Origin of the sequence: Streptomyces sp. WAC04114, from assembly GCF_019733245.1 — a bacterium.
Lineage (GTDB): Bacteria > Actinomycetota > Actinomycetes > Streptomycetales > Streptomycetaceae > Streptomyces > Streptomyces massasporeus_A.
Window position 1 is genome coordinate 43,812 of sequence record NZ_JAIGQA010000005.1, and the last position, 13,361, is coordinate 57,172.

The window sequence follows — 13,361 nt, forward strand, 5'->3', positions numbered from 1 at the left end:
ACGCATTGTGGAGGACCATCCATCATGGCAAAGGCGCTTCTCGGTTACGTCGGCGGCTCCGACCCGCGACTCCTCGCCGAGATGCGACGGCTCCAGCAGCGCGTCCAGGACCTGGAATCCGAGCTCGGACGAATCCAGGCGGAGAACGAAGCGCTGACGGCTGCCGCTTCTCACGACAGGATCATGGAGAGCGTTGACGCACACCAGGCGGAGCCTGCGCTCACCTGATCACTGCACCGCTCCACAACAGCACAGCAGTGGTTGGGCCGCCCGTCACAACCGCCTAGTTGTCAGAAGTGCAAGGGACGCCCTGTCGGCGTCCCTTCTTTCTTGCCCCCGCATCCTTTCACCGTCTTTAACGTCTGATGTGCCCTGCCCGTTCAACGGCGAAACCGTGGGTTCATGGAGTGAGACCAACCCGGGCGGTAGAGTCCGGCGGCGTGCACCTCAAGGCCCTGACCCTCCGCGGGTTCAAGTCGTTCGCCTCGGCGACCACCCTCCGGTTCGAGCCGGGGATCACGTGCGTCGTCGGACCGAACGGCTCGGGCAAGTCCAACGTCGTCGACGCGCTCAGCTGGGTCATGGGCGAGCAGGGCGCCAAGTCGCTGCGCGGCGGCAAGATGGAGGACGTCATCTTCGCCGGCACCACCGGCCGCCCCCCGCTGGGCCGCGCCGAGGTGTCCCTGACCATCGACAACTCCGACGGGGCCCTGCCCATCGAGTACGCCGAGGTCACCATCACGCGGATCATGTTCCGCAACGGCGGCAGCGAGTACCAGATCAACGGCGACACCTGCCGCCTCCTCGACATCCAGGACCTCCTCTCCGACTCCGGCATCGGCCGGGAGATGCACGTGATCGTCGGGCAGGGCCAGCTCGACTCCGTGCTCCACGCCGATCCCATGGGCCGCCGCGCCTTCATCGAGGAGGCCGCCGGCGTCCTCAAGCACCGCAAGCGCAAGGAGAAGGCGCTGCGCAAGCTGGACGCGATGCAGGCCAACCTCGCGCGCGTGCAGGACCTCACCGACGAGCTCAGACGCCAGCTCAAGCCCCTCGGCCGCCAGGCCGCCGTCGCCCGCCGGGCCGCCGTCATCCAGGCCGACCTGCGCGACGCCCGCCTGCGCCTGCTGGCCGACGACCTCGTACGGCTCCGGGAGGCCCTCAAGGCCGAGGTCGCCGACGAGGCCGCGCTGAAGGCGCGCAAGGAGTCCGCCGAGCAGGACCTGCGCAAGGCACAACAGCGCGAGGCCCTCCTGGAGGACGAGGTCCGGCAGCTCACGCCGAGGCTCCAGCGCGCCCAGCAGACCTGGTACGAGCTCTCCCAGCTCGCCGAACGGGTGCGCGGCACGATCTCGCTGGCCGACGCCCGGGTGAAGAGCGCCACCTCCGCGCCCCCCGAGGAGCGGCGCGGACGCGACCCCGAGGACATGGAGCGCGAGGCCGCCCGCATCCGCGAGCAGGAGGCCGAGCTGGAGGCGGCCCTGGAGGCGGCCGAACGCGCCCTGGAGGACACGGTCGCCCACCGCGCCGAGCTGGAACGCGCCCTGACCCAGGAGGAACGGCGTCTGAAGGACGCCGCCCGCGCCATCGCCGACCGGCGCGAGGGCCTGGCCCGGCTCAGCGGCCAGGTCAACGCCGCCCGCTCCCGCGCTGCCTCCGCCCAGGCCGAGATCGAGCGCCTGGCCGCCGCCCGCGACCAGGCGCAGGAACGTGCCGTCGCCGCCCGGGAGGAGTACGAAGCTCTCCAGGCAGAGGTGGACGGCCTCGACGCCGGCGACGCCGACCTCGCCGAACAGCACGAGGCCGCGAAGCAGCAGCTCTCCGAGGCCGAGGCCGCCCTCACGGCCGCCCGCGAGGCCGCCACGGCGGCGGAACGGGGGCGCGCCGCCACCCAGGCCCGGCACGAAACCCTGGCCCTCGGCCTGCGCCGCAAGGACGGCACCGGAATACTGCTCGCGGCGAAGGACCGCCTCTCCGGCCTGCTCGGCCCGGCGGCGGAACTGCTGACGGTGACCTCTGGCCATGAGGTCGCCGTCGCCGCCGCGTTCGGAGCGGCGGCGGACGCGATCGCCGTCACGACCCCGGCCTCGGCGGCCGACGCGATCCGGCTGCTGCGCAAGCAGGACGGCGGCCGGGCCACGCTGCTCCTGGCCGGAGAAGACGCCCTCAGGGGCGAGGGGCTGTGTCCGACAAGCGGCTGCCGCCACGTGGGCGCGACCGGCCACAACGGCCCCGCAGACGCCCGCCACACCTACGCCGCAGACCTGGTACGCGGCCCCTCCGACCTCATGCCGGCCGTCCGACGGCTGCTGCACGGCATCGTCGTCGTCAGCACCCTCGAAGACGCCGAGGACCTCGTCTACGCCCACCCCGACCTCACCGCGGTCACCGCCGAAGGCGACCTCCTCGGCGCCCACTTCGCTCACGGCGGCTCCGCCGGCGCCCCCAGCCTCCTCGAGGTCCAGGCCTCCGTGGACGAGGCCGCCGCCGAGCTGGAAGAGCTGGCGGTGCGCTGCGAGGAGCTGACCGAGGCCCAGCACGCCGCCGTCGAGCGGCGAAAGGAAGCCGCCGCCCTGGTCGAGGAGCTGGGGGAGCGGCGACGGGCCGCCGACCGGGAGAAGTCGGCCGTCGCCCAGCAGCTCGGCCGCCTCGCCGGACAGGCGCGGGGCGCGGCGGGGGAGGCCGAGCGGTCCACCGCCGCAGCGGCCCGGGCCCAGGAGGCCCTCGACCGGGCGCTCGAAGAGGTCGAGGAACTCGCCGAGCGGCTCGCCGTCGCCGAGGAGATGCCGATCGAGGAGGAGCCCGACACCTCCGTCCGGGACCGGCTCGCCGCCGACGGTGCCAACGCCCGCCAGACCGAGATGGAGGCCCGCCTCCAGGCCCGTACGCACGAGGAACGGGTCAAGGGGCTGGCCGGCCGGGCCGACTCGCTCGACCGGGCCGCCCGCGCCGAACGCGAGGCACGCGCGCGTGCCGAACAGCGGCGGGCCCGGCTGCGGCACGAGGCGGCCGTCGCCGAGGCCGTCGGCTCGGGCGCGCGGCAGCTGCTCGCGCACGTCGAGGTCTCCCTGGCCCGCGCCGACGAGGAACGCACCGCCGCCGAGGCCGCGAAGGCCCGCCGGGAGCAGGAACTCGCCCGCGCCCGCACCGAGGGGCGCGATCTCAAGGCCGAGCTCGACAAGTTGACGGATTCGGTCCACCGCGGCGAGGTACTCGGCGCCGAGAAGCGGCTGCGCATCGAGCAGCTGGAGACCAAGGCGCTGGAGGAGCTGGGTGTCGAACCGGCCGGACTGGTGGCGGAGTACGGACCGCACCAGCTCGTGTCGCCCTCGCCCCCCGCCGAGGGCGAGGAGCTGCCGGAGGACCCGGAGCATCCGCGCAACCGGCCCCGGCCGTATGTCCGGGCCGAGCAGGAGAAGCGCCTCAAGGCAGCCGAGCGTGCCTATCAGCAGCTCGGCAAGGTGAACCCGCTCGCCCTGGAGGAGTTCGCGGCGCTGGAGGAGCGCCACCAGTTCCTCAGCGAGCAGCTCGAGGATCTGAAGAAGACGCGGGCGGACCTCCTGCAGGTGGTGAAGGAGGTCGACGAGCGCGTCGAGCAGGTCTTCACCGAGGCCTTTCGTGACACGGCCCGGGAGTTCGAGGGCGTCTTCAGCCGGCTGTTCCCCGGTGGCGAGGGGCGGCTGATCCTGACCGACCCCGACAACATGCTCACCACGGGCGTGGACGTCGAGGCGCGTCCGCCGGGCAAGAAGGTCAAGCGGCTGTCGCTGCTCTCGGGCGGGGAGCGGTCGCTGACCGCGGTGGCGATGCTCGTGTCGATCTTCAAGGCGCGGCCCAGCCCGTTCTACGTCATGGACGAGGTCGAGGCCGCCCTCGACGACACCAACCTCCAGCGGCTGATCCGGATCATGCAGGAGCTCCAGGAGGCCTCCCAGCTGATCGTGATCACCCACCAGAAGCGCACGATGGAGGTCGCCGACGCCCTCTACGGCGTCTCCATGCAGGGCGACGGTGTGTCGAAGGTCATCAGCCAGCGCCTCCGCTAGATGCGTGTGGTCTACACCTGTCTCACCTGCGGGTCTTCACTACTTCAACACTTGAACACATAGCCCCCACACTCCTGCCTCAGATCCAGAGTGACTGGCCTATTGACTTCGAAACTTGAAGGCATAGTCTCTGCAACGTTCCTTTTACCTTCAGGTACCTTCAGGTGGACCTCGAAGGGCTGATTCCCTCCGGCAGCGTTGCCGGTGGCCCGAGGAGTACACGTGACCAGCACAGCGCAGGCACCCCAGTCAGGAGCCAGGACGGCTCACCCCGATCATCTCGGGCACGTCATCTTCATCGCGGCGGCGGCCGCGATGGGCGGTTTCCTCTTCGGCTACGACAGCTCCGTGATCAACGGCGCAGTCGAGGCCATCCGCGACCGCTACGACGTCGGCTCCGCGGCCCTCGCCCAGGTCATCGCCATCGCCCTCATCGGCTGCGCCGTCGGCGCAGCCACCGCCGGCCGCATAGCCGACCGCATCGGCCGTATCCGGTGCATGCAGATCGCCGCGGTCCTCTTCACCGTCAGCGCCGTCGGCTCGGCGCTGCCCTTCGCCCTGTGGGACCTCGCCTTCTGGCGCGTCGTCGGCGGCTTCGCCATCGGCATGGCCTCCGTGATCGGCCCGGCCTACATCGCCGAGGTCGCCCCGCCCGCCTACCGCGGCCGGCTCGGCTCCTTCCAGCAGGCCGCGATCGTCATCGGCATCGCCGTGTCGCAGCTGGTCAACTGGGGCCTGCTGAACGCCGCCGACGGTGACCAGCGCGGCAAGCTGATGGGCCTGGAGGCCTGGCAGGTCATGCTCGGCGTCATGGTCGTCCCGGCCGTCCTCTACGGGCTGCTCTCCTTCGCCATCCCCGAGTCCCCGCGCTTCCTCATCTCCGTCGGCAAGCACGAGCGCGCCCGGGAGATCCTCGCCGAGGTCGAGGGCAAGGACGTCGACCTCGACGCCCGTGTCGCCGAGATCGAGGGCGCCATGAAGAGCGAGCACAAGTCCAGCTTCAAGGACCTGCTCGGCGGCAGCTTCTTCTTCAAGCCGATCGTCTGGGTCGGCATCGGCCTGTCGGTCTTCCAGCAGTTCGTCGGCATCAACGTCGCCTTCTACTACTCCTCGACGCTGTGGCAGTCCGTCGGTGTCGACCCCGCGGACTCGTTCTTCTACTCCTTCACCACGTCGATCATCAACATCGTCGGCACCGTCATCGCGATGATCTTCGTCGACCGCATCGGACGCAGGCCGCTCGCGATCATCGGCTCGGTCGGCATGGTCGTCGGTCTGGCGCTGGAGGCCTGGGCGTTCTCATACCACCTCGTCGACGGCAAGCTGCCGGCCGCGCAGGGCTGGATCGCCCTGATCGCCGCGCACCTCTTCGTCCTCTTCTTCGCCCTGTCCTGGGGTGTGGTCGTCTGGGTCATGCTCGGCGAGATGTTCCCCAACCGGATCCGTGCCGCCGCGCTGGGCGTGGCCGCCGCCGCACAGTGGATCGCCAACTGGGCCATCACCGCGAGCTTCCCGTCGCTGGCCGACTGGAACCTCTCCGCGACGTACGTGATCTACACCGCGTTCGCCGCGCTCTCGATCCCGTTCGTCCTGAAGTTCGTCAAGGAGACGAAGGGCAAGGCCCTGGAGGAGATGGGCTAGGCCCGTCCCGAGACTCGGGGGGAAGGGCCAAAGTCCCCGCTGCCCCTCTCCCCGTAACCCGCCGTCGCCCCGGTTCGGCCACTGCCCGAGCCGGGGCGGCGGTCTGTCGTCTCACCAGATCAGGACGCCGCCCTCGATCAGCCGGGCGTGCAGGGCGGGCCACCTCCAGGTTCCGCAGCCGCCGCACCAGCCCCGCCCGGTGCTCGGCGAGTCCTCGCGGTCGCCACGTGTTCTCGGCGATCGCGTCGAGGTGATCGCGCAGCACCGCCACCTCGGGCGGGAACTCCGCGACCTCCTCGGCCTCGATCGTCAGGTCGTCGTCGGCCGGCACCGGCAGGAACCGGGCGCCCAGCGCACATACCGGCTCCGATCCCCACACCGTGCGACGCCAGGACTCGAACCCGGCCGAGTCGTCACGCCCCTCGGGGACGTCGAGGATCCGCCGCTGTCCGTCCGGCTCGCGCAGGAACACATCGACCGAGAGGGTCACGGCACCAGTGGATCACCATGGAGCAGCGGCCGACCACCGGATATCCGCGGCTCGTCAGCTCCCCAGCCGCGGCAGCACCTGCTCGCAGAACAGCTGCAGACTCCGCCACCCCTCCTCCACCGGCATCCCACCCGCCAGCGGATGCAGGACGTAGGAATCCAGCCCGAGGGTCACGCACGCGTCCGGGGTGAGGATCCGGTACACGCCCTCCGCACGCAGGTCCTCGACCGTCGTCGCGCCCGACTTCACCGCCGAGCGCACCTTGCCCGACTGCCAGGAGGCGTAGGTCCGAGCCTCGTGCAGGAAGTGCTGCCCGTACCGCGCCCAGGCCCGGTCCGGGTCCTCGGTCACATGCAGCAGGGGCGTCTCGGCGGCGGGCATCATCACCCAGCCCTCGGTGCCGTACTCGACCAGCAGTTCCTTGTAGTACGCCTCCAGCTCCGGCAGGTGCGCGCTGGGGAAGAAGGGCAGGCCGAGGCGGGCGGCGCGGCGGGCGGCGGCCCGTGAAGAGCCGCCCACCAGGAGCAGCGGATGCGGGTCGGTGAAGGGGCGCGGGGTGATGCGGACGGTGCGGCCGCGGTAGGGGAAGGGCTCGCCGGTCCACGCCTTCAGCAGGGTCTCCAGCAGCTCGTCCTGGAGCGTGCCGCGCCGGGCGAAGTCCACGCCGAAGAGGTCGTACTCCTCCGGCCGGTACCCGATCCCGGCGACCGTCACCAGCCGGCCGTGGCTCAGCAGGTCCAGCACGGCGATCTCCTCGGCCAGCCGCAGCGGGTCGTGCAGCGGGCCGATGATCGCCGAGACGGTGACCGCGACCCGCCGGGTGGCGCCGAAGACGGCCCCCGCGAAGGCGAACGGCGACGGCAGCCAGTTGTTGTCCGCCCCGTGGTGCTCCTCCGTCTGCACGGTGCTCACGCCCCGGTCGTCGGCGTACGCGGCCATCTCCAGGGCCGCCCGGTACCGGGCACCGAGCTCGGCGGGGCTCGCCCCGGGAGCGACGAGGTTGAAGCGTGCGACCGTGACGGGCATGGGGGCGTCTCCCTCCACCGGCGGGTGTCCGGGGGACGTTAGCTGACGATGAGTCAGACATCCAGGGGTGTGGAGATCCGGCGGCGCCCGGCCCTCCGGCGCGGTGCGAGCAGGGTGACCCGGGGTCCCATGACTGATACTGGACGCGTTATGGACATCGTCATCCTTGCTGTAGTCATCGCCGTGGTCGTGCTCGGCGCGCTCGGCGGGCTCATCGTCGGCAGCCGGCGCAAGAAGCAGCTGCCCCCGCCCCCGCCCGCAGCGCCCGACATCACCGCCCCACCGGCCGAGCCGCACGTCGGCGACGAGGCCGAGACGCCGCGGGAGGAACCGCGGCGCACGATAGAGGAGGTGGATCTCCCGGACGGCTCGGCTCCGGTCGTAGTCGAGGAGCCGCCCGCCGAAGCTCCCGAGATCGAGATCCCGGAACCCACCGCCGGCCGCCTGGTCCGGCTGCGGACCCGGCTCTCCCGCTCACAGAACGCCCTCGGCAAGGGGCTGCTCACCCTGCTGTCGCGCGAGCACCTGGACGAGGACACCTGGGAGGAGATCGAGGACACGCTGCTCACCGCCGACGTCGGCGTGCAGCCCACCCAGGAACTGGTCGAGCGGCTGCGCGAGCGCGTGAAGGTGCTCGGCACCCGCACCCCCGAGGAACTGCGCACCCTGCTGCGCGAGGAACTGATCACGCTGGTCGGCCGCGACATGGACCGCGCGGTCAAGACCGAGCCGGAGGACCGCAAGCCGGGCATCGTGATGGTCGTCGGCGTCAACGGCACCGGCAAGACCACCACCACCGGCAAGCTCGCCCGCGTCCTGGTGGCCGACGGCCAGAGCGTCGTCCTCGGCGCCGCCGACACCTTCCGTGCCGCCGCCGCCGACCAGCTCCAGACCTGGGGCGAGCGCGTCGGTGCCCACACCGTGCGCGGGCCGGAGGCCGGCGACCCGGCGTCCGTCGCCTTCGACGCGGTCAAGGAGGGCAAGGAGATGGGCGCGAACGTCGTGCTCATCGACACCGCCGGCCGCCTGCACACGAAGACCGGCCTCATGGACGAGCTCGGCAAGGTCAAGCGGGTCGTGGAGAAGCATGCCCCGGTCGACGAGGTGCTGCTCGTCCTGGACGCCACCACCGGCCAGAACGGCCTGGTGCAGGCCCGGGTCTTCTCCGAGGTCGTCGACATCACTGGCATCGTGCTGACCAAGCTGGACGGCACGGCCAAGGGCGGCATCGTGGTCGCGGTCCAGCGCGAGCTGGGCGTCCCGGTCAAGCTCATCGGGCTCGGCGAGGGCGCGGACGACCTGGCGCCGTTCGAGCCGGAGGCGTTCGTTGACGCCCTTATCGGAGAGTGAGCTCGGCACCCACCGAGGACTCACCCACGAAAGTCGTACACGCACGAAAGTCGTACACGCACGGCGAAGCGCCCGCCCCCCGGGATCCGGTCGGGGTCGGGCGCTTCGCCGTGTGCGTCTGAGCCGTGCGCGTCTGTGTGTCTCCGTCCGAGCCGTACGCGCGTGTGCCGAGGCTAGGCCCGCGACCGATGGGCCACGTACGCCAGCGTGCCCAGCACCAGACGGGCCTCCGGCGGGCGGGACGCGGAGTCCAGGGCGGGGGAGCGGAGCCAGCGCACCGGGCCGAGACCGCCGCGGTCGGAGGGCGGCGCCGTGATGTGCGCGCCCGGGCCGAGGCCGCGCAGGTCGAGGGAGTCCGGGTCGTCCCAGCCCATGCGGTACAGCAGCCCCGGCAGATCGGCGGCGGCGCCGGGGGCGACGAAGAAGTGGGCGCGGCCGTCCGGGGTCGCCGCGACCGGGCCGACGGGCAGGCCCATGCGCTCCAGCCGGGCCAGCGCGCGGCGGCCGGCGGGCTCGGCCACCTCGATGACGTCGAACGCCCGGCCGACCGGCAGCATCATCGAGGCGCCGGGGAACTCGCCCCACGCCCGCGTCACGTCGTCCAGCGTCGCCCCGGCCGTGAGTACCGGCGCGAAGTCCAGCGGGTGCGCGCCCGGCGCCGGGCAGTCGTCATGGCCGCAGGAACAGGCGCCCGCCGATGCCCGGGCGCCCGGCACCACGTCCCAGCCCCACAGTCCGGTGTACTCGGCCACCGCCGTGCCGTCCGACGTACGGCTGCGGCGGCGTGATCCGGTCCGGATGTCGCGCATGCCCCGGCTGATGCCGATCGTGAAGCCCATGCCCCCTCCAACGGGTCCGACGCAGCGGTGGTTACGCTGCGGACGCGATGCGTGACTCTCCGTTTCCGCCTTCCCGGCGGTGGTCGGTTCATTCAGCGCCCGGATGTGCCCAGGGTGGCGTGCCCGACGACGCGCGCCCCCGAATGCATCGCTGCACCCGCTCCTGGTCGTGCTGTGTCAAGTGAATCGCGCGTAGCCGTACGTGAGTTCATTCGAAGGGGTGGCGAATGGTGGCGTTTCCGTATGAGCCGTGGCTGGACGGGTGATCGTAGGATTACTTTGTGTGCACGAGTCCTGGGGGCACATGCGCTCGTGGGTATGCCGGAGGCAAGTCGTCATTCCGTTCGAAGGGTGACAAGGGCCGGACGGACGGCGGTATGAACCGGCATGCTGATAGGGCTTGGCGCACTCGGCGACAAGTGGTCTCAGGGATGGGGGCGTTCCAGTGAGCGGCAACGGCGGAAGCGGAACGAACGCTGCGGGCGCGACGCACGCTGACAAGCGCCCGAACGAGCTGCTCACCTCCTGGTTCGCGCGCAGCGGCTGGTCCAAGGGCGAGCTCGCCCGCCAGGTCAACCGCAGGGCACGCCAGTTGGGCGCCAACCACATCTCCACGGACACCTCGCGCGTGCGCCGCTGGCTCGACGGCGAGAACCCCCGCGAGCCGATCCCCAGGATCCTGTCCGAGCTGTTCTCGGAGCGTTTCGGCGTCGTCGTCTCCGTCGAGGACCTGGGGCTGCGTACCGCGCGCCAGTCGCCCTCCGCGACCGGCGTCGACCTGCCCTGGACGGGCCCGCAGACGGTGGCCCTGCTCAGCGAGTTCTCGCGCAGCGACCTGATGCTGGCGCGGCGCGGCTTCCTCGGGAGTTCGCTGGTGCTGTCTGCGGGCCCGGCCCTCATCGAGCCCATGCAGCGCTGGCTCGTCCCCTCGCCCGCGGCCCCGAGAACCGCACCCGAGCCCGCGGGCGGCTCCGGACGCGCCCGCGGCCGCCTCTCCAAGCCGGAGCTGGACCTCCTGGAGTCCACGACGGTGATGTTCCGGCAGTGGGACGCCCAGTGCGGCGGCGGCCTGCGCCGCAAGGCGGTCGTCGGGCAGCTGCACGAGGTGACCGACCTCCTCCAGGAGCCCCAGCCGGAGTCCACCACCCGCCGCCTGTTCAAGGTCGCCGCCGAACTCGCCGAACTGGCCGGCTGGATGTCGTACGACATCGGGCTCCAGCCGACCGCGCAGAAGTACTTCGTCCTCGCGCTGCACGCCGCCAAGGAGGCGGGCGACCGGCCCCTCGGCTCCTACGTGCTGTCCAGCATGAGCCGCCAGATGATCCACCTCGGCCGGCCCGACGACGCGCTGGAGCTGATCCACCTCGCGCAGTACGGCAGCCGGGACTGCGCGAGCCCGCGCACCCAGTCGATGCTGTATGCGATGGAGGCCCGCGCCTACGCGAACATGGGGCAGCCCGGCAAGTGCAAGCGGGCGGTCCGGATGGCCGAGGACACCTTCTCCGAGGCCGACGAGTGGGACGAGCCGGACCCCGACTGGATCCGCTTCTTCTCCGAGGCCGAGCTGTACGGCGAGAACTCCCACTCCTACCGCGATCTGGCCTACGTCGCCGGGCGCAGCCCCACCTACGCCTCGCTGGCCGAGCCGTTGATGAACCGGGCGGTCGAGCTCTTCGCCGAGGACGACGAGCACCAGCGCTCCTACGCGCTGAACCTGATCGGCATGGCCACGGTCCACCTCCTCCAGCGCGAGCCCGAGCGGAGCACGGTCTTCGCCACCGAGGCCATGCAGGTCGCCAAGAAGGTCCGCTCCGAGCGGGTGAACACCCGCATCCGCAAGACGGTCGACACCGCCGCCCGCGATTTCGGCGACCTGGGCGAGGTCGTCGACCTCACCGAGCGGCTCTCCGCAGAACTGCCCGAGACCGCCGAGGCGGTCTGACAAGCCGCACCACCCCAGAACCCCGGCCGCGGCCGGCCCTCCCGAACTGCCCGACTCGGCTCCCCCATGCCAGGTCATCGGAAGGCCGACCGCGGCCGGTCTGTGTTGCCCCCGGCTGTCCGAAAGCCGAAGGTTGCGCCACGATAACGATCAGATCGTCCGCAATCCGGCAGTTCATCGACGCGTAACACAGAACGCGCCTTCGTCACGGTCGCGAAACAACGAGGGGCCTCGACCGAAACCGCGCTGCGCCAATCTCGTGGCGCATAACCGGCCCGCCCCTCAATCCGCTCGAGGCTTCGCCCGCACGGGGCCGTACACATGACGAGGAGACGCCGATGGCACCAGCCATCACCCTTGCCGCAGAGGCTCCCAAGCTCTCTGCCGCGAACACAGGGTTCATGCTCATCTGTTCCGCCCTGGTGATGCTCATGACCCCGGGTCTTGCCTTCTTCTACGGAGGCATGGTCCGCGTCAAGAGCACCCTCAACATGCTGATGATGAGCTTCATCAGCCTCGGGATCGTCACCATCCTGTGGGTGCTGTACGGCTTCTCCATGGCGTTCGGCACCGACTCCGGCAGCATCATCGGCTGGAACTCCGACTGGGTCGGCCTCGGCAACATCGGCCTGACGGAGCTGTGGCCCGGCTACACCATCCCGGTCTTCGTGTTCCTGGTCTTCCAGCTGATGTTCGCGATCATCACGCCCGCCCTGATCAGCGGCGCCCTCGCGGACCGCGTGAAGTTCAGCGCCTGGGCGCTGTTCATCGCCCTGTGGGCCACGGTCGTCTACTTCCCGGTCGCGCACTGGGTCTGGGGCGCCGGCGGCTGGGCCTTCGAGCTGGGCGTCATCGACTTCGCCGGTGGTACGGCGGTGCACATCAACGCGGGTGCCGCGGCGCTCGGGGTGATCCTCGTCATCGGCAAGCGCGTCGGCTTCAAGAAGGACCCGATGCGCCCGCACAGCCTGCCGCTGGTCATGCTCGGCGCCGGTCTGCTGTGGTTCGGCTGGTTCGGCTTCAACGCCGGCTCCTGGCTCGGCAACGACGACGGCGTGGGCGCGCTGATGTTCGTCAACACGCAGGTCGCCACGGCCGCCGCCATGCTGGCCTGGCTCATCTACGAGAAGATCCGGCACGGCGCGTTCACCACGCTCGGTGCCGCCTCCGGCGCCGTCGCGGGCCTGGTCGCCATCACCCCGGCCGGCGGAGCGGTCACCCCGCTCGGCGCGATCGCGGTCGGCGCCATCGCCGGTGTGCTGTGCGCCATGGCCGTCGGCCTGAAGTACAAGTTCGGCTACGACGACTCCCTCGACGTCGTCGGCGTCCACCTCGTCGGCGGTGTCGCCGGCTCCCTGCTGATCGGCCTCTTCGCCAGCGGCAAGGGCCAGTCCACCGTCGAGGGCCTCTTCTACGGCGGCGGCCTGACCCAGTTCTGGAAGCAGTGCGCCGGTGTCTTCGCGGTGCTGGCCTACTCCCTCGTCGTCTCCGCGGTCCTCGCCTTCATCCTCGACAAGACCATGGGCATGCGGGTCCCCGAGGACGACGAGATCGCCGGCATCGACCAGGCCGAGCACGCCGAGACCGCATACGACTTCAGCGGCGCCGGTGGCGGTGCCGCCAGGACCGCCGCAGCCGCGGCCGCCGTGGGCGGCGCCGAGAGCAAGAAGGTGGACGCATGAAGCTCATCACCGCCGTCGTGAAGCCGCACCGGCTCGACGAGATCAAGGAGGCCCTGCAGGCCTTCGGAGTACAGGGCCTGACGGTCACCGAGGCCAGCGGCTACGGTCGGCAGAGGGGCCACACCGAGGTCTACCGCGGTGCCGAGTACACCGTCGACCTGGTCCCCAAGATCCGCATCGAGGTCCTGGTCGAGGACGACGACGCCGAGCAGCTGATCGACGTGGTGGTCAAGGCGGCCCGCACCGGCAAGATCGGTGACGGCAAGGTCTGGTCGATTCCGGTCGAGACGGCCGTACGGGTCAGGACCGGCGAGCGCGGTCCCGACGCGCTCTGAAGGCCCGCTG

Annotated in this window: 9 protein-coding genes; 7 read left to right on the top strand and 2 right to left on the bottom strand. The window is 71.0% G+C overall.

Annotation, left to right across the window (positions count from 1 at the left end; translation table 11 throughout):
* Nucleotides 1-24: 24 nt before the first annotated feature.
* The 3 genes from K4G64_RS03070 (at nucleotide 25) to K4G64_RS03080 (ending at nucleotide 5,687) form a co-directional block, all read left to right on the top strand.
* Nucleotides 25-228 carry a hypothetical protein gene (locus K4G64_RS03070; protein ID WP_030852030.1) on the top strand — a complete coding sequence of 68 codons (204 nt, stop codon included), beginning with the start codon at nucleotides 25-27 and terminating at the stop codon, nucleotides 226-228.
* A gap of 212 nt (nucleotides 229-440) precedes the next feature.
* Nucleotides 441-4,046 (top strand): chromosome segregation protein SMC, encoded by a 3,606-nt coding sequence (smc, locus tag K4G64_RS03075; RefSeq protein ID WP_221754453.1) that lies wholly within the window; start codon nucleotides 441-443, stop codon nucleotides 4,044-4,046.
* Between the two features lie 222 nt (nucleotides 4,047-4,268).
* Nucleotides 4,269-5,687 (top strand): sugar porter family MFS transporter, encoded by a 1,419-nt coding sequence (locus K4G64_RS03080; protein ID WP_221754454.1) that lies wholly within the window; start codon nucleotides 4,269-4,271, stop codon nucleotides 5,685-5,687.
* A 544-nt stretch (nucleotides 5,688-6,231) separates the two neighbouring features.
* On the opposite strand, the gene K4G64_RS03085 is transcribed toward K4G64_RS03080, so the two are convergent.
* Nucleotides 6,232-7,203, bottom strand: coding sequence for an LLM class flavin-dependent oxidoreductase (locus tag K4G64_RS03085; protein ID WP_221754455.1), 972 nt, complete (start codon nucleotides 7,201-7,203; stop codon nucleotides 6,232-6,234).
* A 150-nt stretch (nucleotides 7,204-7,353) separates the two neighbouring features.
* On the opposite strand from K4G64_RS03085, the gene ftsY reads away from it, so the two are divergent.
* Entirely contained in the window at nucleotides 7,354-8,553 is a 1,200-nt protein-coding gene (ftsY, locus tag K4G64_RS03090; protein ID WP_189594217.1) for a signal recognition particle-docking protein FtsY, read from the top strand.
* Between the two features lie 173 nt (nucleotides 8,554-8,726).
* Here ftsY and K4G64_RS03095 read toward each other — a convergent pair whose 3' ends face one another.
* On the bottom strand, nucleotides 8,727-9,392 hold the full coding sequence (locus K4G64_RS03095; RefSeq protein ID WP_221754456.1) for a bifunctional DNA primase/polymerase: 666 nt from the start codon (nucleotides 9,390-9,392) through the stop codon (nucleotides 8,727-8,729).
* Between the two features lie 445 nt (nucleotides 9,393-9,837).
* Between K4G64_RS03095 and K4G64_RS03100 the strand changes: the two genes are divergently transcribed.
* The 3 genes from K4G64_RS03100 (at nucleotide 9,838) to K4G64_RS03110 (ending at nucleotide 13,351) form a co-directional block, all read left to right on the top strand.
* Nucleotides 9,838-11,334: a hypothetical protein gene (locus K4G64_RS03100; protein ID WP_221754457.1), complete on the top strand. Its 1,497-nt coding sequence runs from the start codon at nucleotides 9,838-9,840 to the stop codon at nucleotides 11,332-11,334.
* Nucleotides 11,335-11,672: 338 nt separating this feature from the next.
* Complete coding sequence (locus K4G64_RS03105) at nucleotides 11,673-13,016, top strand: ammonium transporter (RefSeq protein ID WP_221754458.1); 1,344 nt, start codon at nucleotides 11,673-11,675, stop codon at nucleotides 13,014-13,016.
* Nucleotides 13,013-13,351, top strand: coding sequence for a P-II family nitrogen regulator (locus tag K4G64_RS03110; protein WP_215206978.1), 339 nt, complete (start codon nucleotides 13,013-13,015; stop codon nucleotides 13,349-13,351). Before K4G64_RS03105 ends, K4G64_RS03110 begins: the two co-directional genes overlap by 4 nt.
* The last annotated feature ends 10 nt before the right edge of the window (nucleotides 13,352-13,361 follow it).

Coding starts and splice junctions, on each gene's coding strand:
- K4G64_RS03085 (WP_221754455.1), bottom strand. CDS start 7,203: ATGCCCGTCACGGTCGCACGCTTCAACCTCGTCGCTCCCGGGGCGAGC.
- K4G64_RS03110 (WP_215206978.1), top strand. CDS start 13,013: ATGAAGCTCATCACCGCCGTCGTGAAGCCGCACCGGCTCGACGAGATC.
- K4G64_RS03095 (WP_221754456.1), bottom strand. CDS start 9,392: ATGGGCTTCACGATCGGCATCAGCCGGGGCATGCGCGACATCCGGACC.
- K4G64_RS03070 (WP_030852030.1), top strand. CDS start 25: ATGGCAAAGGCGCTTCTCGGTTACGTCGGCGGCTCCGACCCGCGACTC.
- ftsY (WP_189594217.1), top strand. CDS start 7,354: ATGGACATCGTCATCCTTGCTGTAGTCATCGCCGTGGTCGTGCTCGGC.
- K4G64_RS03105 (WP_221754458.1), top strand. CDS start 11,673: ATGGCACCAGCCATCACCCTTGCCGCAGAGGCTCCCAAGCTCTCTGCC.